This is a genomic window from Ruegeria sp. YKSD163 (assembly GCF_059612905.1).
In genome coordinates this window covers 107645-123317 of record NZ_JBXWRM010000008.1, presented here as the reverse complement: position 1 = coordinate 123317, position 15673 = coordinate 107645, and the positions used below count along the sequence as shown (strand labels likewise).

The window sequence follows — 15673 nt, the reverse complement described above, 5'->3', positions numbered from 1 at the left end:
GGCCTCTACAGGGTTCGGGCGCCGCTTGCAATGCACGCGCAATTAACCGAAGTTGGCCCAGAATGCCAGACAGGCAAAGACGCAAAGCAGGCTGGACAGGCATGGAATACGCCTCACTCGATCATTTCCTGAAAACCGGGGCCGAGGCCCTGGCCAAGGGGCCGCTGGCGATGATCTTTGTCGAGGACGATGTCGAGCTGGCCACCACGATGCGCCACCACATCCAATGCGGGTTCAAATCCGTGTTGGCCCTTATGCCAGACGCCTTTACCCTGCCTCCCGACGTGGAAAACCGGGTGCACCGGATCCCCTTCGACTGCGGCCCGCGCCTGGCGGTGACCAATGCCATCAACCGCATCATCGCGGCGGCGCCCGGCATCTGGATGTATTACTGTTTCAACGCCGAATACCTGTTCTACCCGTTCTGCGAGACGCGCAGCATCGGCGAGATGCTGGCCTTTCACGGCGAAGAGCGGCGCGATGCCATGCTGACCTATGTCATCGACCTCTATGCCGATGACCTCAGCGCCTTTCCCATCGGGGTCTCGCTCGATCGCGCCTTTCTGGACAAGTCCGGCTATTACGCCCAGGCCCGCAAGGACCCGGAAACCGGCCATCCGCGCGAACGGCAGCTCGATTTCTTCGGCGGCGTGCGCTGGCGCTACGAGGAACATATTCCCAAGGACAGCCGCAAGATCGACCGGATCTCGCTGTTCAAATCGGCACCCGGCCTGTGTCTGAGACCCGATCACACCTTCGACGACCAGGAATACAACACCTATGCCTGTCCCTGGCATCACAACCTGACGGCGGCGATCTGTTCCTTCCGCACTGCCAAGGCACTGAAAAAGAACCCCGGATCAACCTTCGAGATCCAAAGCTTCCGCTGGCACAACTCCACCCCCTTCGAATGGCATTCGCGCCAGTTGCTCGATCTGGGGCTGATGGAACCGGGACAGTGGTTCTGATCCCGGCCCGCTCCTTCATTTCGCCATAAATACTCCGGGGGAGGCGCGCCAGCGCCGGGGGCAGCGCCCCCTCTAGCGCCTCAGCAGCACCGGAAACCAATCCTCGCGCAAGCGCTGACCGGGCACCATGTCATGCCCCGGATAGGGCGGCGAGGTACGACCGGGACGCTCCACATAGCGCGCGTCATCCCCAACCAGCCGGAGCGAGAAGGCGCGGCGCCGCGAATTGCTGGTATTGCCGCGCGCGCCGTGCAGGGTGCGATAGTCAAACGCCACCGCATCACCCGGCGCCATCTCAAACTCGACGATCTGCATCCCCTCGGCCTCGGGGTCGGGCACCGGCATGTATTGGCCTTCGTCGGCAAAGAACCCCTCTTCGGACACCCAACGGGTCGGCAGAACCTCTTTCTCCCAGCGATGCGACCCGGCCACACAGCGCAGCGTCGCCTCGGTCACCGGGTCCAGCGGCGACCAGAAACTGACGGTCTGCCGCCCCTCGACAAAGTAATAGGGCCCGTCCTGGTGCCAGGGCGTCGCCATAGAGGTGCCCGGCTCCTTGACCAGCACGTGGTCGTGGAACATCTGCACGGTTTGCGACCGCATCAGGTCGGCGGCAACCTCGGCGGCGGGCGAGGTCTCGATCACCTCGCGAAACTCGGGGATACGTTCCCAGTTGCAATAATCGTCAAAGAACAGGCCCGTATGCCCCTCCTTGCGGTTTTCCGAGGCATAGGGACCAGGTGCCGCCATGTTGGCGGCGACCCCGGCGCGCAGCGCCTCTACATGATCGGCGAACAGGCCTCTGACCAGCACGACACCGTCGCGCTGAAAGGTCTCGATCATCTCGGGCGTGACAAGCGGGTGCGGCATGGCGATCTCTCCGGGGCTGATGTCCTGCCTCTTTTTGCGCATGACGGGAACTTCTGTTCAAATCATATCTTTCGAACTAATAAATAAGTTAATGTTATATCTCACCCTTCGCCAATACGAATATGTCTGTGCCGTGGGCCGGCATGGCAGCCTGTCGGCCGCCGCCGCTGCGCTCAACGTATCCCAGCCGGCACTGTCTGCCGCACTGACCAAGATCGAAAGCCATCTGGGCCAGCCCCTCTTCATCCGCAGGCGAGGCTCGGCCATGGCAGTGACCCCGGCGGGGCGCGATTTCATCGCCGCCGCCGAGGCGCTTTTGTCCGACGCGGCCCGGATCGAGGATCCGGCCCATCCCCGCCCGGCCAAACGACAGCTGCATCTGGGCTGTTTCACCGATCTGGCGCCCTTCCTGCTGGCGCCTGCCTTGCATGCGCTGCGCCGGGCGCTGCCCGATGTCATGATCGGCACCCGCGCCGACGGGTTCGAGGCGCTGATATCGGCCCTGCTCAAGGGCCAGATCGGCCTGGCGCTGACCTATGATCTGGGGCTGGATGCCGGGTTTCACCGCCAGCCGCTCTACCGCAGCCACCCGCAGGCCCTGATGTCTCCCGACCATCCGTTGGCCAGCGGCGCCGATCCCGACCTGAAGGCGCTGACCGCGCATCCGCTGATCCTGTCGGACGAGGGCCTGTCGGCGCAACACATGCTGGGCCTCTTTCGACGGCATGGATTGTCGCCTCTGGTGGCGCACCGGGCCGCCACACTGGAGCTGTTGCGCAGCCTCGCCGCCCATGGAGAGGGCGTCGGGATCAGCTATGCGGCGCCCGCTCACGCCACCAGTTATGACGGCAGACCGCTGCTCAGTCGCCCGATCCTCGGGGCGGATCTGGCCGAATCCGTGATCCTTGTCCGGCACGGCACCGGCGCGGCGGACGCGACCACCGCGCGGGCGGCACAGGTCTTGACGGCATTGTTCGGCGCGGGCTGATCAGCCCTTGCGGCGCAGCCGGATCACCACATCGACCGAGGCGATCTCGACGCCTTCGGGCGCTTCGGGCAGCCGCTGGATCACCAACTGGTCCGAGGGCGCATCCGAGAGCCGCCCCTCATCCTCCCAAAAGAAATGTGGGTGGTCATGGGTATTGGTGTCGAAATAGCTTTTCGAGCCATCCACCGTGATCTCCTGCAACACACCGGCCTCGCAAAAGGCGCGCAGCGTGTTGTAGACGGTCGCCAGCGACACGGCAGCGCCTTTGGTCCGGGCGGCATCAAACAGGCTTTCGGCGGTCACATGGCGGTGGCGCCCGTCGCCCACCAACAGCTCGGCCAGCGCCACGCGCTGACGGGTCGGGCGCAGCCCGGCATCTACCAGCCAGTCGGTGGCGATTTCCTGAGAATTTGGCGTCATCGGTCCCGTTCCGTTGCGGCTAACGGTATATATAAAGTGCGCGGAGCGTAAAACTCAAATGAAATTCATTCGCATCTGGCTGTGGACCTGCGACCACAGATCCCTTTGCCGCCCTTGCGGGACAAGCTTTGGCGATGCTAGAGGGGTCCAGCTATGCTAGACAGACCCACAGGCAGGAGAGACAGGCAGATGGCCCAATACCCGAGCAGCTTTGACAAGGACGAACTGCTGAAATGCGCTCGTGGCGAGCTGTTCGGTCCCGGCAATGCACAGCTGCCGGCGCCGCCGATGCTGATGATGGACCGGATCACCGAAGTGTCCGCCGATGGCGGCGCCCATGGCAAGGGTCACATTCGGGCCGAGTTCGACATCACCCCCGACCTGTGGTTCTTTGACTGCCATTTCCCCGGCAACCCGATCATGCCTGGCTGTCTGGGTCTGGACGGGCTGTGGCAGCTGACCGGCTTCAACCTTGGCTGGCGCGGCTGGCAGGGGCGCGGCTATGCGCTGGGTGTGGGCGAGGTCAAGCTGACCGGCATGGTGCGGCCCGACCGCAAGATGCTGACCTACAAGGTGGATTTCACCAAGGCGATCCAGACCCGCCGCCTGACCATGGGCGTTGCCGACGGCATCGTCGAGGCCGATGGCGAGGTGATCTATCAGGTCAAGGACATGAAGGTCGCGCTCAGCGAAAGCTGACGCCACTTCACGACCCTGGCTTAGCCTATCCCAACAGGAAAAAGTCGCCGAAATCCGTTGCGTCGGGCGGCACATTATCTTCCCATTCCGGCGGGTCCAGGCGCGCCTTATGCTGCGCCGCTTTCTGCACCGCTTCGACCGCGTTCCCAAGGTGATCGAATGCCCTCAGATGGGCGATTTCATTGAACAGCTGGTTGCTGGCATTCTGCAAGGCCGCCTCGTTGACGATGGTCAGGCGGGGGTTTTGATCATCACTGAAGAATTCAAAACCGATTGAGTCTTCTGGCATTGTGAAATCCCTTCTGCAAAAACAACAACGGCTCCGGGCTCGAAACACCCGGATGATCTTCGATGACACTGAAACAGGTCACAAAAAGTCAGAAAAGTTTCGATATTATAGCAAAAACACCCCGCAGAGTCGAGCATTAAGCCCTCAGGCCTCAGGCCAGCCACGACCCCGGTACGGAGCGCCCAAACCGTTCGCGGCAGAAATCGTATTGCGGGGCCAGAAGACGGCGAAATGCGTCTTCGGCATCGTCTGAAAGCGGCAGCCTGACAGTGGTCTCGTTATGCCGCTGAATGGTCGCCGCAGGAGCAAAGGGTATCCCGATGAAGCCACACAGGCGCCTGATCACGTCGTCGCCCTCGAACAGGGATTCATAGAAAAGGCATAGCAAGTTCGCCGAAGGGAACACCTGCTCCAGCGCCAGAACGATGCCGCGATAATCCGCCCTCGCCAGGAGCGCGGGCGCCGTCAGCGCGCGCCGCCATTTGCTGGCAACATCGTTGACTGGGTTCATCTGCTGCAGGTGGCGCAGTTGCGACCAGAAGCGCTGGACCGGGTCACGCATGAGAAAGAGAATCTTCACCTCGATGTCCTGACTTGCGCAGAACCGTTTCATATAGGAGAGCCCTTCGGCCCCAATAGCGCTGTAGGAGGGCGTCAGATCACAGAAACAGCGCGTTTGCGGCCCACATAACCGCGCAAAATGCCCGAAATAGGCATTGTCGTCATAAATCATCTGGCCGCGGTCGAGGCTGGCCTGAAAAATGGCGCGACGCCTGAGATTCACGACCGCATCGCCAGCCTGACCCAACTGAAAGGACAGGCGCGCCAGGGCAAGGCCGTCGGCATCCCCCAGGGCATGTTCGGGAAACTTGCTGTCAAAGAAATGCAGTTCCTTCAGAGGCGAAACCGCCACTTCGCAGCGCGAGCCCAGGTAATCGTGCAGCCAGCTGGTCGCGCATTTCGCCGCGCCGACACAGATAAGCAGCGTCTTTCCGGTCAGGTTCGGATAGACCCGAAGATCCGGGATCACGACGGTCATGTCATCGGCCGGCGGCGCGGCGCCTCCTTTTGCTAGGTCACACAGACTGGCTGTAAAGTCAGGCCGGTTCAGGCTGCCACAACCCGACAGCAATCTCAATCTTCACCCGCCCGCGGACCACCACGCAGGCCCGCGTCCGGACCTGACGCCTATTGGCTTGCCAGACCACCCCGCTTCCCTACACAGGCACCCCGCAACAAGGGAGTTCGTTCATGCGCCGGGTGGTTGTGGCCGGTCTGGGGATCGTCTCTTCGATCGGTGGAAATCCCGAGTAAGTCACACCCTTACTCATGGCAGGCCGGTCCGGCATCGTCGCCTGCAAGGAAATGACCGAACACGGGTTTCGCCGCCGCATCGCCGACACCCTCAAAATCGACTGTAGACAAGCGGGCCCTGCGCTTCCTGGGGATGGTGCAGCATCGTCCATATCGCCATGCAACAGAGGGTTGGCGATGCAGGTCTGACCGAGGATCAGATCGTCAACTCCCGTACCGGACGACAAGCAAAAGGGGCTCGCCGACCCCTCTCTTGTGTGGCGAAGGTCGGACGCCTCAACGCCCTTTCCAGATCGGGTCGCGCTTCTCGGCAAAGGCGCGGGCGCCCTCCAGCTGATCCTCTGACGAATAGAGCACATCCACCGTGCGAAACTGCCTCTTGGTGATCTTGTTCATCGTGTCCTGGAACTTGGCATCCTCGGCCTCGCGCACGATCTCCTTGATCGCGGCATAGACCAGCGGCGGGCCACTGGCCAGCAGGCGCGCCAGCTCCCACGCGCGGTCCATCAGCTGCGCGCCCGGCACGATCTCGTTCACCAGCCCCCAGCGATGCGCCTCCTCGGCGTCGAACCAACGCCCGGTCAGCAAAAGCTCCATCGCGATGTGATAGGGGATGCGCTTGGGCAGCTTCACGCTGGCCGCGTCGGCCACCGTGCCCGAGCGAATCTCGGGCAGCGCGAACGTGGCGTGATCGGCAGCGATGATCATGTCCGCCGACAGCGCCAGTTCCAGCCCGCCGCCACAAGCGATGCCGTTGACGGCGGCAATCACCGGCTTGTTCATGTCGCGCAACTCCTGCAAACCGCCGAAACCGCCGATGCCATAATCGCCATCGACCGCATCGCCATCGGCCGCCGCCTTCAGGTCCCAGCCGGGACAAAAGAACTTTTCGCCGCCCCCGGTCAGGATCGCCACCCGCAATTCGGGGTCGTCGCGAAACTCGCGGAACACGTCACCCATGATCCGGCTGGTGGCCAAGTCGATCGCATTGGCCTTGGGCCGGTCCAGCGTCACCTCGAAAATGGCGCCGTCACGGCGCGTCTTGATGGGGGTCATCGGTCAGCCCTTTCTGATCAGTGCATCTACCGCCACCGCCCGGTCCGGCGTGGCAAGGAGCGGGTTGATCTCAACCTCGCCCAGCGTTTCGGCATGGGCAAGCACATAGTCCTGCACCGCCGCAACAGCCTCCAGGATCGCATCCATATTGGCTCCCGATTTGCCGCGATAGCCCGCCAGCAGGGGCGCGATGCGCAGCCGCTCCAGTCCGGCGCGAACATCTTCGGGCGCGGCGGGCACCAGCAGCGACACGGTATCCCGCATCAACTCGGTCAGCACCCCGCCCGCCCCCAACGTCAAAACAAACCCGTGTGCCGGGTCGCGGACGACTCCCACCAGCAACTCGGCCACCGTGTCGCTCACCATCTCCTCGACCAGCACCTCGGGTGTGCCGATCTCGGACGCGACCCGCGCGAGAGCCGCCGCCGCCACGCCCAGACGCACCGCGCCATGGTCCGATTTATGCGCCAGCCCCACGCCCTTGACGGCAAAGGGACCGCGCAGCCCCTCCACCGCCTGCGCAACCTCGTCAACGCACGCAGTCCGGTTGCGCGGCACCGCCAGCCCATGCGCCGCCAGCGCCGCCTTGGCCGCACCCTCGTCCAGCAACCGCTCCGCCGCGCCCAGCCCGGGCAGGCACAGCGGCACCGGATCGGGCGCGCGCAGGCTGGCCGCCGCCTCGGCCGCCGCCAGCGCCTCGCGCAGGCCCATCAGCGGCACCACGCCACCCGCCATCAGCTCGGCCGCCACATCCGGCGGCATCAGTTCCGGCAGCGTCGCCACCACCGCAAAGGGCGCCCCGGTCTCGGCCCGCACCCGCAGCGCCGCCTGGGTGGCGCAGGCCCAGTCGCTGGCATCGGTCACCGGATAATCGACAATCGAAACGGTCAAGGCGATGCCCTCACCGGTCATCCCGGACCAGGCCGCCGCCATCGCATCGGTGTCGCGCCAGATATAGGTGTGGTAGTCCAGCGGATTGCTCAGCGCCACCATCGGCCCCAGCGCCGCGCGCAGCCGCGCCCGCTGCTCTCCGCTCAACGGCGGAAAGCGCAGCCCGCCGCCCTCGGCCATATCGGCGATCAGGCTCGCCTCGCCCCCCGAACAGCTGATCGAGGCAATGCCCCGCCCGTCGAGCGGCCCGCAACAATGCAACAGCTTCAGCGTCTCGAGCAGATCGGGCAGCGCCCGCAGGCGCGGGATGCCCAGACGGTCCAGCAGCGCCTGCGCCCCCGCGTCACTGCCCGCCAAGGACGCTGTATGCGACACCGTCGCCTGCCGCGCCTGTTCCGAGGCCCCGACCTTCAGCGCCACCAGCGGCACGCCCCGCGCATGGGCCTTGGCCGCCAGCGCCTCCCAGTCGCGCAGATCGCCGAACCCCTCGATATGCAGGCCGATGGCCGTCACCCGGGGATCGTCCAGCAGCGCCATGGCGATCCGCGCCTGACCGGTCTGTGCCATGTTCCCGCAGGTCACCACATAGGCGATGGGCAGACCACGCTGCTGCATGGTCAGGTTGATCGCGATGTTCGAACTTTGCGTCAGGATGGCCACACCGCGTTCGACCCGGCTGCACCCATGCTGATCGGGCCAGAGGAGCGCCCCGTCCAGCGCATTGACAAAGCCATAGCAATTGGGCCCCAGGATCGGCATCTCACCCGCCGCCGCCACCAGCGCGGCCTGCAGATCGCCCCCCGTCTCATCCTCGGCCAGCGCCTCGGAAAACCCGCTGGCGAAACAGACCGCCCCGCCCGCCCCCATCGACGACAGCAGCGCCACCGCCTCGACGGTGGCATGCCGGTTGATGCCGATAAAGGCCGCATCGGGCGCGCCCGGCAGATCCTCCAGCCGGGCAAAGGCCGGATATCCCTCGACCTCCGCCGCCTTGGGATGTACCGGCCAGATGGCGCCGTCGTAACCCATGCGCCGGCATTGCACGATCACCTGACGACACCAGGCGCCGCCCCCGATCACCGCGATCGAGCGCGGCTGGAACATGCGTGACAAGCCCTTGCTCATGACAGGCACCCTGCCCTTTCACTTTGCCGAAAATACTCCCGCCGGAGGCGTCGCGCTTCAGCGCGAACCCGACCGCGCGCCATCACGCCCCCAGCGGACGCAGCAGGTCGCGGCTGATGATATGGCGCTGGATCTCGCTGGTGCCGTCCCAGATCCGCTCGACCCGTGCATCACGCCAGAACCGCTCGATCGGGAAATCGTCCATCAGCCCCATGCCACCGAAAATCTGCAGCGTGGTATCGGTGACCCGCGCCAACATCTCGCTGGCATAGACCTTGGCGCTGGCGATCTCGCGATTGGCGGGCAGACCCTGATCCAGACGCCAGGCCGCCGCCAGGGTCAGCCAGTCGGCGGCGTCGATCTCGGTGATCATGTCGGCGATCTGAAAGCTGACGCCCTGGAACTTGCCGATGGCCTGCCCGAACTGTTCCCGCTCTGCCGCATAGTTCAGCGCATAGTCGAAAACCCGCCGCGCGCGACCCACGCTCATGGTGGCAACGGTGATCCGGGTGGCATAGAGCCATTCGTTCATAACCGCAAAGCCCCCATCGACCTCGCCCAGTACCTGCGCATCCGGCAGGCGGCAATCGTCGAATTCCAGCACCATGTTCTTGTAGCCCCGGTGGCTGACCGAGCGGTATCCATCGCGGATGGTGAAACCGGGCGTGCCCCGGTCGACAAGAAACGCCGTGATGCGTTTCTTTGGGCCTTTCGGCGTCATGTCCTCACCCGTCGCAATAAAGACGATGATGAAATCCGCATGATCGGCGCCCGAGATGAAATGCTTGGTCCCGTTCACCACCCAGTCGCCGCCATCGCGCACGGCCGAACATTTCATCCCCCGCACATCCGACCCCGCACCGGGTTCGGTCATCGCCAGCGCATCCATCCGCTCGCCGCGAACGGCGGGCAGCAAGTAGCGGTCGCGCTGCTCACCCTCGCAGGCCATCAGAATGTTCTGAGGCCGCCCGAAGAAATGGTTGAGCGCCATCGAGCCCCGCCCCAATTCCCGCTCGACCAGGGCAAACTCCAGATGCGACAGGCCCGCGCCACCGACCTCCTCGGGAAAGTTGCAGGCATAAAAGCCCAGCTCGATCGTCTTGCGCTTGATCTCGTCGGCGATCTCCTTGGGCACCTCGCCGCTGCGCTCCACCAAATCCTCGTGGGGATAGATCTCCTTCTCCACAAAGCTGCGAACGGTAGAGACGATCATCTCCTGCTCTTCGCTCAATCCGAAATGCATGGCACGGGCTCCTGTTGCGGTTTGAAACAGGAAATCCCGGCTTGCGCGCATCTATCGTGCAGGGTTAGTCATTCATCATGCAGGATCGGACAAATACTTCGGCACAGACTCAGGTTTACGATGTGCTGTTGTTCGACAATTTCTCGAACCACTGCCTGGCCAATACGGTGGAACCGATGCGCGCCGCCAACATGCTGTCGCGCCAGCCGCTCTATGCCTGGCGGTTCCTGACCCCGGACGGGGCAGCGGTGCACAGCTCCTCGGGCCTGCAGGTGGCGCCACATGACCGGCTTGCGGCGGGCCGGGGCGCGATGCTGCTGGTGATGCCCTCTTATGGGTTTCGCGACCTCGAGGGCTGGGCCACCCTGCGCGCGCTGCGGGCGGCGGCGCAGCGTTATCCGGTGCTGGCCGGGCTCGATACCGGCAGCTGGCTGCTGGCGCGGGCGGGGCTGCTGGACGGACATCGGGCCACCATCCACTGGGAGGAGCTTACCCGCTTTGCCGAAACCTTTCCCCAGGTCGAGACCCTGCGCGAGCGTTTCGTGCTGGACGGCGCGCGCATCACCTGTTCCGGGGCGATGGCAGCCTTTGATTTGATCCTGCATCTGATCGGGCGCGACCACGGACAATTGCTGGCGCTGGAGGTGGCGCAGCTGTTCATGACGCGGGATTCGGCGCGCTCCCATGACGCCCCGGCGGGTGGCGGGACCCGGCAGGTGAACCGGGCGGTGATGGTGATGCAGGACACGCTGGAACAGCCCCTGCCCATCGCCGAGATCGCCCGGCGCGCGGGCTGCACGCAAAAGACGCTGGAAACCCGGATGCGGGCGGCCTTCGATGCGACGCCGCAAACGGTCTATCGACGGCTGCGCCTGAACCTGGCGCGCAAGCTGGTGACCGAGACCGACCTGCCCGTGTCCGAGATCGCGACCCGCTGCGGCTATGACAATGCCAGCGCCCTGACCCGCGCCTTTCGCGCCCGCTTCGGCCAACCCCCCAGAGGTTTGCGCGCAAACGGCTGAGGCGGGGCCGGAAAACGTCGCGTTTTCCGGGCCGTTTTCCGGATCGGAAAACGGCTCACACCGCAGCCGTCCAGACCCGGTATCGGCCTTGTCCGGTGACCTCGCGCACCAATCCACGGCGCGCGAACAGGTCGAGGTTGCGTTGCACCGCCGCGCGCGAGGCGCCCGTCTGGGCCTCGGCCAGCGGCGCGGTCACCATCGGCCAGGCGGTCAGCACCTCGATCAGCGCGGGCGGGGTCCGCCCGCTCAGATCGCCTGTCTTCTCGCTTGCCCGCGCGCTCCAGGTCGCCACCCGGTCCAGATGCAACAGCGCGGCCGTCACCGCCTGCGCCGCCCCGCGCAACCAGGCGGTCAGCTTCTGCTCCGCCGTACCCGCACCGCGCAGCGCGCCCGGACCCGACAGCGCCAGCGGCAGGAACAGCGCACCGCCGCGACCCATCGCGGCGCCGTGGCGCGCCGCCATCACCGCCGCCTCGAGCCCGACCGAGGGCCCCTGCCCCAGCATGGTCCAGCAGTGAAACAGCATCGCCGCCCGCGTCGCAGGGTGCAGAGCCACCGCCGCCGCCATCACATCGCCCAGATCGGCCACCGTCTCGGGCACCGTATCGCCCTCGGCACCGGAGCGGTCCAGAAACCCGGCCAGCCCCTCGGCCCAGCCGCCCGCGTCCGGCGCGGGGCCTCCGCTCAACCGACGCACCGCCCAACCGGCCCGGGCCAGCGCCTGCACATCCTCGCTCGTGGCGCCCAGCCGCAACCCGGACCACAGCGCCAGCCGCTCGGCCCCGATGCGGTCTCCGGCCCACCAGCCCAGATCGGCCACCTCCAAAAGTGCCAGCCGCTGCACCCATTGGCCCGGCCCGGCCCGCAGCCGTTCGTCCAGCGCCCCGAAAGCCAGCGCCAGATCGGCCAGATCAGCCGACAGCGCATCCTGCGCCGCGCGCCATTCGAGCGGATCGAACAACAAAGGCTGCGCCGCGCGCGGCGTGGGAAACAGCGGATCGACCTCGTCCTCGCCCGGCTCTTGCGCGGGCAGGAACCACAGGTCGTCCTCCTCGACCGGGTCGCTGTCATAGGGGCCGGGGATCCCCTCGGCCTCGTCATATGGATCGGGCTTGCGTGTCATGCCCAGATTATAGCGCCGCGCGATACGCCCGCAAAGCGGTGCTCATCCGCGCCGGGCCTTCTGCTCGGCCACGTTCTGCGCCACCATCGCCTTGTAAAGCGCGCGCAGCCGCTGGGTCACCGGCCCGGCTCCACCGCCCGCGCCGATCAACCGCCCGTCGATCTCGGCCACCGGGGTCTGGGCGCCAAAAGTGCCGGTCAGAAACGCCTCGTCCGCGCCATAGGCCTCGTAGAGCGAGAAGTTCTTTTCGAACACCGGGATCCCAGCGTCGCGGCACAGCGTGATCACATTGGCCCGCGTCACCCCGTTCATGCAGTAATCCCCGGTCGAGGTCCAAACCTCGCCCCGCCGCACGATGAAGAAGTTGCAGGCATTGGTGGTGTTCACGAACCCATGCGGGTCCAGCATCAGCGCCTCATCGGCGCCCGCCTGCTCGGCCTGCAAACATGCGATCACGCAGTTCAGCTTGGAATGGCTGTTGAACTTTGGGTCCTGACTGTGCGGCAACCCGCGCACCTGCGGCACCGAGGCAAGCCGAATCCCCGTTCCCTGCACCCGCTCGGAGGGCACCGAATGTTCGACGATCGCCACGATGGTCGGCCCCCATTTCGACAGGCCCGGATGCTGGAACGGCTTGGCCTTGCGCCCCCGCGTGATCATCAGCCGGCAATGGGCATCACCGGTCATGCCATTGGCCGCCGCCGTGCGGTCCAGGATGGCGCGGATCTCCTCGGGCGTCTTGCCGATCTCCAGCGCCACCGCCTTGCACGAGTTGAAGAGGCGATCCATATGCGCGTCGAAGAACGCCCATTCCCCGTCATAGAGCCGCATCCCCTCCCACATGCCGTCGCCCAGCATGAAGCCGCTGTCATAGACCGAGACCTTGGCCTGGTCCCGGTGCACCAGTTCGCCATCCACATAGATCAGGATATCGCTGTTGCGTGCGTCGGCCTCGGCATCATGGGTGGTGCGGGCGGCCGTGTCTGGTTGGGGGGTCGTCATCTGATGGTCCTGACTGCTGTATCCGGCCCCGACCCTAGGCGCAGCGCGCATCGTTGGAAAGCGTCAGTTGCCCTCAGGCCGATGATGCACCGGCAGGAACACCCAAAGCGATCTGGGCCGCGCGGTCACGGCATCTGAAGGTGGAGATGCACCGGATCATCTGACGCGGGCCTCAGAACGACAAACAGGTTGGCAAACGCGCTCTGATCAATGCTCACGTCGTCAGACAGACCAAGCTTCGCCAGAATGCGTGGAATGGTCTCGGCATGGCCGACGATCAAAACCGTGTTTGCGTCGTGATCGAATTCCAGAACGTCCAGCAGGCCGGCAATATCCTCTCTGGGCAATGCGGTCGCCTCAAGCCCGAGTGCATCCGCGACGATCCCGCCAGTCTGCCGGGTCCGCAGCGCGTCCGAGGTTATGATCGCGTCCAGGCCGACATGGCGCAGCATCTCAGCCCAATCCGAGGCGCGCTGCCGTCCCTCTGGTGTCAGCGCGGGATCGGCCCCGGAAAATTCCTTTTCCGCATGTCTAATCAGATAGACGGCTTCCTGAGCAGCGGCGGGCAGTCCCGTCAGGGCAAGCAGCAAAGCGACTAGGAACATGCGCATGGATCGGTCCCCCCTTCGGATTTCCATCGTCGAGCCTATGCCCAAGCATAGGCCTTAAGGGTCATGCGACGCCACCCCTCGCCCGACGCCAGGGGACAAGATCACAGTGACGCCGCCGAGCGCGACGCCTGATCATAGAGCCCCGAGACGCTGCGCAGCACCCGTGCGACATGGCTGATTTCGTCATAGTCGCGGTCGGTCGCCTCGGCCGCGTCCAGCAGACAGGCCTTGCGCACGTCGCGGTAAGCCTCGCAGACCTGCCGCCCCTGATCGGTGGTGGAATAGAACATCTCCTTGCCCACCTTGCGGCCCGTCACCAGATCCGCCTTGGCCAGTTTCTTGAGCGCGTAATTGACGGTGTGATTGTCCTCGACGTTCAGCATGAAGGCGATATCGGACAGCCGCTTCTCCTTGCCGCGGTGGTTCACATTGTGCAGCACCAGAATGTCGAGCGGGTTGAAATCCTTGTAGCCCACCGCCTTCATGCAATGGGTCATCCAGCGCGAGAACGCGTTATAGGTCATCGTCATCGCGTATTCGAGTTCGCTGAACTGCCAGCCTTGATCGGTCCCCGCCAGGTGATCGGACGAGACGATGGGGGTCGAGGTCGGCTTTGCGGGGCCGGAGGGCTGGGATTTCTGGCTCAAGGTCAGGGTCCAATCGGCTTGAAAACATCCGCCTCAGCCTACGAAACCCTGACAAAATCCACAAGAAACGGCGTCAAGATTACAGCAAATCGGCGCCATTCTCGGCAACAGCACCGGATTGGCAAAACCTGCCGTATCCCCGACCGCATCGCCATACCGTTGGTTATGACGCAACCCGGTTTCTTCTTTCGATACATGATACCTCTGCTTCTTGCGCTCAAAATTGTTACTTTTTGCACACTACTTGGAGAAGCGCGAATCTGATTAGTTACTCGTGATAACTTTCTATTATCATGTCTCTTGGCAGGCGCGCCGGAATCTGCCACCCTCGCCCCCATGAAACCCTCTATCCCGCAGCCTTTGACGCCCCCTTCCCTCGCCGACAGCGACCGTCAGGCGCTCAACGATCTCTATGTACGCGGCACGCCGGAAAACACGCTGCGCGCTTACGAGCGGGACCTGCTCTATCTCACCGCCTGGAAACAGCTCAGCTTTGATGCGCCTCTTGTCTGGCCAGAACACCATGAATGCGCGCTGCGCTTCATCCTCGATCACAGCCGCGACCTGAGCGACGCGACCGGCCCCACCCGAGAAGTGGCCGAGGCGCTGATCGCGCGTGGCCTGCGCCGCTCGCTGACCTGCCCGGCCCCCGCAACCCTGAACCGGCGCATCGCCTCGTGGCAGGCCTTTCACCGGATGAAGAACCTCGACAGCCCGTTCGACAGCCCACTGCTGAAACAGGCCCGTGCCAAGGCCCGGCGCGCGGCGGCGCGAACCACCGCGCCCAAGTCGCGCAACCCGATCACCCGGCCGGTTCTGGAACAGCTGCTCGCCACCTGCCGCGGCTCGCGCCGCGATTGCCGTGACCGGGCGCTGTTGATGCTGGGCTGGGCAAGCGGCGGCCGCCGTCGGTCCGAGATTACCGCGATCCGGGTCGAGGATGTTTCGCTCAAGGATTTCGCAATCGAGGGCATCATCTGGTTGTCACTGATCGAAACCAAAACCACCCGGCGCGGTGCAACGCCCCGGCTGGTGCTCAAGGGCCGCGCTGCGCAAGCGTTGGTGCATTGGCTGGAGGTGTCCGGCATCACCGATGGCGCGCTGTTCCGCCCGGTGTCGAAATCCGACCGCGTGCTGACCCGCCGCCTGACCCCGGACGCCGTCTATCAGATCCTGCGCCACCGGTTGCAGCTTGCTGGGCTGCCGCAGAATTTCGCCACGCCGCACGGGTTGCGCTCGGGCTTTCTGACCCAGGCGGCGCTGGACGGCGCACCGATCCAGGCAGCGATGCGGCTTAGCCTGCATCGCTCGGTGGCGCAGGCGCAGCGCTATTACGACGATGTTGAGATTGTCGAAAACCCCGCAACCGATCTGCTGGGGTAAGGCGGTCTTACCCGTGGGTAAG

The 15673-nt window shown here is 64.8% G+C and carries 16 protein-coding genes and 1 pseudogene; 6 read left to right on the top strand and 11 right to left on the bottom strand.

The features are described from left to right. Nucleotides 1-101 precede the first annotated feature (101 nt). Nucleotides 102-968, top strand: coding sequence for a hypothetical protein (locus AC2FNA_RS12465; RefSeq protein ID WP_496826965.1), 867 nt, complete (start codon nt 102-104; stop codon nt 966-968). Nucleotides 969-1040: 72 nt separating this feature from the next. Here AC2FNA_RS12465 and AC2FNA_RS12460 read toward each other — a convergent pair whose 3' ends face one another. Further along, entirely contained in the window at nt 1041-1838 is a 798-nt protein-coding gene (locus AC2FNA_RS12460) for a phytanoyl-CoA dioxygenase family protein (protein WP_496827129.1), read from the bottom strand. 91 nt (nt 1839-1929) lie between these two features. Here AC2FNA_RS12460 and AC2FNA_RS12455 point away from each other — a divergent pair, with 91 nt between their 5' ends. After that, nucleotides 1930-2826, top strand: a complete 897-nt coding sequence (locus AC2FNA_RS12455; protein ID WP_496826963.1) for a LysR family transcriptional regulator — start codon at nt 1930-1932, stop codon at nt 2824-2826. On the opposite strand, the gene irrA is transcribed toward AC2FNA_RS12455, so the two are convergent. Then, the gene (gene irrA, locus AC2FNA_RS12450) at nt 2827-3246 is read right to left on the bottom strand and encodes an iron response transcriptional regulator IrrA (RefSeq protein ID WP_234140267.1); all 420 of its coding nucleotides are present in this window, start codon (nt 3244-3246) and stop codon (nt 2827-2829) included. A 189-nt stretch (nt 3247-3435) separates the two neighbouring features. On the opposite strand from irrA, the gene fabA reads away from it, so the two are divergent. Continuing rightward, nucleotides 3436-3945 carry a bifunctional 3-hydroxydecanoyl-ACP dehydratase/trans-2-decenoyl-ACP isomerase gene (gene fabA, locus AC2FNA_RS12445; protein WP_234140269.1) on the top strand — a complete coding sequence of 170 codons (510 nt, stop codon included), beginning with the start codon at nt 3436-3438 and terminating at the stop codon, nt 3943-3945. Nucleotides 3946-3970: 25 nt separating this feature from the next. Here fabA and AC2FNA_RS12440 read toward each other — a convergent pair whose 3' ends face one another. Both AC2FNA_RS12440 and AC2FNA_RS12435 read right to left on the bottom strand, forming a co-directional pair. After that, nucleotides 3971-4234 carry a hypothetical protein gene (locus AC2FNA_RS12440; RefSeq protein ID WP_234143691.1) on the bottom strand — a complete coding sequence of 88 codons (264 nt, stop codon included), beginning with the start codon at nt 4232-4234 and terminating at the stop codon, nt 3971-3973. Nucleotides 4235-4385: 151 nt separating this feature from the next. Beyond that, nucleotides 4386-5273 (bottom strand): sulfotransferase, encoded by an 888-nt coding sequence (locus tag AC2FNA_RS12435; protein ID WP_496826960.1) that lies wholly within the window; start codon nt 5271-5273, stop codon nt 4386-4388. Between the two features lie 212 nt (nt 5274-5485). Here AC2FNA_RS12435 and AC2FNA_RS12430 point away from each other — a divergent pair. Continuing rightward, nucleotides 5486-5769 (top strand): annotated as a pseudogene (locus tag AC2FNA_RS12430) (beta-ketoacyl-ACP synthase I); the annotation flags it as partial. A 55-nt stretch (nt 5770-5824) separates the two neighbouring features. Here AC2FNA_RS12430 and AC2FNA_RS12425 read toward each other — a convergent pair. The 3 genes from AC2FNA_RS12425 to AC2FNA_RS12415 form a co-directional block, all read right to left on the bottom strand. Further along, on the bottom strand, nt 5825-6604 hold the full coding sequence (locus AC2FNA_RS12425) for a carnitinyl-CoA dehydratase (RefSeq protein ID WP_496826958.1): 780 nt from the start codon (nt 6602-6604) through the stop codon (nt 5825-5827). A gap of 3 nt (nt 6605-6607) precedes the next feature. Next, the gene (locus AC2FNA_RS12420) at nt 6608-8620 is read right to left on the bottom strand and encodes an acetate--CoA ligase family protein (RefSeq protein WP_496826956.1); all 2013 of its coding nucleotides are present in this window, start codon (nt 8618-8620) and stop codon (nt 6608-6610) included. Nucleotides 8621-8702: 82 nt separating this feature from the next. Then, the gene (locus AC2FNA_RS12415) at nt 8703-9863 is read right to left on the bottom strand and encodes an acyl-CoA dehydrogenase family protein (RefSeq protein WP_496826954.1); all 1161 of its coding nucleotides are present in this window, start codon (nt 9861-9863) and stop codon (nt 8703-8705) included. 77 nt (nt 9864-9940) lie between these two features. On the opposite strand from AC2FNA_RS12415, the gene AC2FNA_RS12410 reads away from it, so the two are divergent. Next, nucleotides 9941-10885 (top strand): GlxA family transcriptional regulator, encoded by a 945-nt coding sequence (locus AC2FNA_RS12410; RefSeq protein ID WP_496826952.1) that lies wholly within the window; start codon nt 9941-9943, stop codon nt 10883-10885. A 55-nt stretch (nt 10886-10940) separates the two neighbouring features. Here the strand turns inward: AC2FNA_RS12410 and AC2FNA_RS12405 are convergent, their stop codons facing one another. The 4 genes from AC2FNA_RS12405 to AC2FNA_RS12390 form a co-directional block, all read right to left on the bottom strand. Then, entirely contained in the window at nt 10941-12008 is a 1068-nt protein-coding gene (locus tag AC2FNA_RS12405; RefSeq protein WP_496826950.1) for a helix-turn-helix domain-containing protein, read from the bottom strand. Nucleotides 12009-12050: 42 nt separating this feature from the next. After that, nucleotides 12051-13010 (bottom strand): aminotransferase class IV, encoded by a 960-nt coding sequence (locus AC2FNA_RS12400; protein ID WP_496826948.1) that lies wholly within the window; start codon nt 13008-13010, stop codon nt 12051-12053. A gap of 125 nt (nt 13011-13135) precedes the next feature. Next, complete coding sequence (locus AC2FNA_RS12395) at nt 13136-13621, bottom strand: SixA phosphatase family protein (protein ID WP_496826946.1); 486 nt, start codon at nt 13619-13621, stop codon at nt 13136-13138. A gap of 101 nt (nt 13622-13722) precedes the next feature. Further along, entirely contained in the window at nt 13723-14268 is a 546-nt protein-coding gene (locus tag AC2FNA_RS12390) for a winged helix DNA-binding protein (RefSeq protein ID WP_234140599.1), read from the bottom strand. A 336-nt stretch (nt 14269-14604) separates the two neighbouring features. On the opposite strand from AC2FNA_RS12390, the gene AC2FNA_RS12385 reads away from it, so the two are divergent. Next, nucleotides 14605-15651 (top strand): tyrosine-type recombinase/integrase, encoded by a 1047-nt coding sequence (locus AC2FNA_RS12385; protein ID WP_496826944.1) that lies wholly within the window; start codon nt 14605-14607, stop codon nt 15649-15651. The last annotated feature ends 22 nt before the right edge of the window (nt 15652-15673 follow it).

Excerpts from the sequence above, each read along its gene's own strand:
- AC2FNA_RS12465 (WP_496826965.1), top strand. The coding sequence starts at position 102 with ATGGAATACGCCTCACTCGATCATTTCCTGAAAACCGGGGCCGAGGCC.
- AC2FNA_RS12460 (WP_496827129.1), bottom strand. The coding sequence starts at position 1,838 with ATGCCGCACCCGCTTGTCACGCCCGAGATGATCGAGACCTTTCAGCGC.
- AC2FNA_RS12455 (WP_496826963.1), top strand. The coding sequence starts at position 1,930 with ATGTTATATCTCACCCTTCGCCAATACGAATATGTCTGTGCCGTGGGC.
- irrA (WP_234140267.1), bottom strand. The coding sequence starts at position 3,246 with ATGACGCCAAATTCTCAGGAAATCGCCACCGACTGGCTGGTAGATGCC.
- fabA (WP_234140269.1), top strand. The coding sequence starts at position 3,436 with ATGGCCCAATACCCGAGCAGCTTTGACAAGGACGAACTGCTGAAATGC.
- AC2FNA_RS12440 (WP_234143691.1), bottom strand. The coding sequence starts at position 4,234 with ATGCCAGAAGACTCAATCGGTTTTGAATTCTTCAGTGATGATCAAAAC.
- AC2FNA_RS12435 (WP_496826960.1), bottom strand. The coding sequence starts at position 5,273 with ATGACCGTCGTGATCCCGGATCTTCGGGTCTATCCGAACCTGACCGGA.
- AC2FNA_RS12425 (WP_496826958.1), bottom strand. The coding sequence starts at position 6,604 with ATGACCCCCATCAAGACGCGCCGTGACGGCGCCATTTTCGAGGTGACG.
- AC2FNA_RS12420 (WP_496826956.1), bottom strand. The coding sequence starts at position 8,620 with ATGAGCAAGGGCTTGTCACGCATGTTCCAGCCGCGCTCGATCGCGGTG.
- AC2FNA_RS12415 (WP_496826954.1), bottom strand. The coding sequence starts at position 9,863 with ATGCATTTCGGATTGAGCGAAGAGCAGGAGATGATCGTCTCTACCGTT.
- AC2FNA_RS12410 (WP_496826952.1), top strand. The coding sequence starts at position 9,941 with ATGCAGGATCGGACAAATACTTCGGCACAGACTCAGGTTTACGATGTG.
- AC2FNA_RS12405 (WP_496826950.1), bottom strand. The coding sequence starts at position 12,008 with ATGACACGCAAGCCCGATCCATATGACGAGGCCGAGGGGATCCCCGGC.
- AC2FNA_RS12400 (WP_496826948.1), bottom strand. The coding sequence starts at position 13,010 with ATGACGACCCCCCAACCAGACACGGCCGCCCGCACCACCCATGATGCC.
- AC2FNA_RS12395 (WP_496826946.1), bottom strand. The coding sequence starts at position 13,621 with ATGCGCATGTTCCTAGTCGCTTTGCTGCTTGCCCTGACGGGACTGCCC.
- AC2FNA_RS12385 (WP_496826944.1), top strand. The coding sequence starts at position 14,605 with ATGAAACCCTCTATCCCGCAGCCTTTGACGCCCCCTTCCCTCGCCGAC.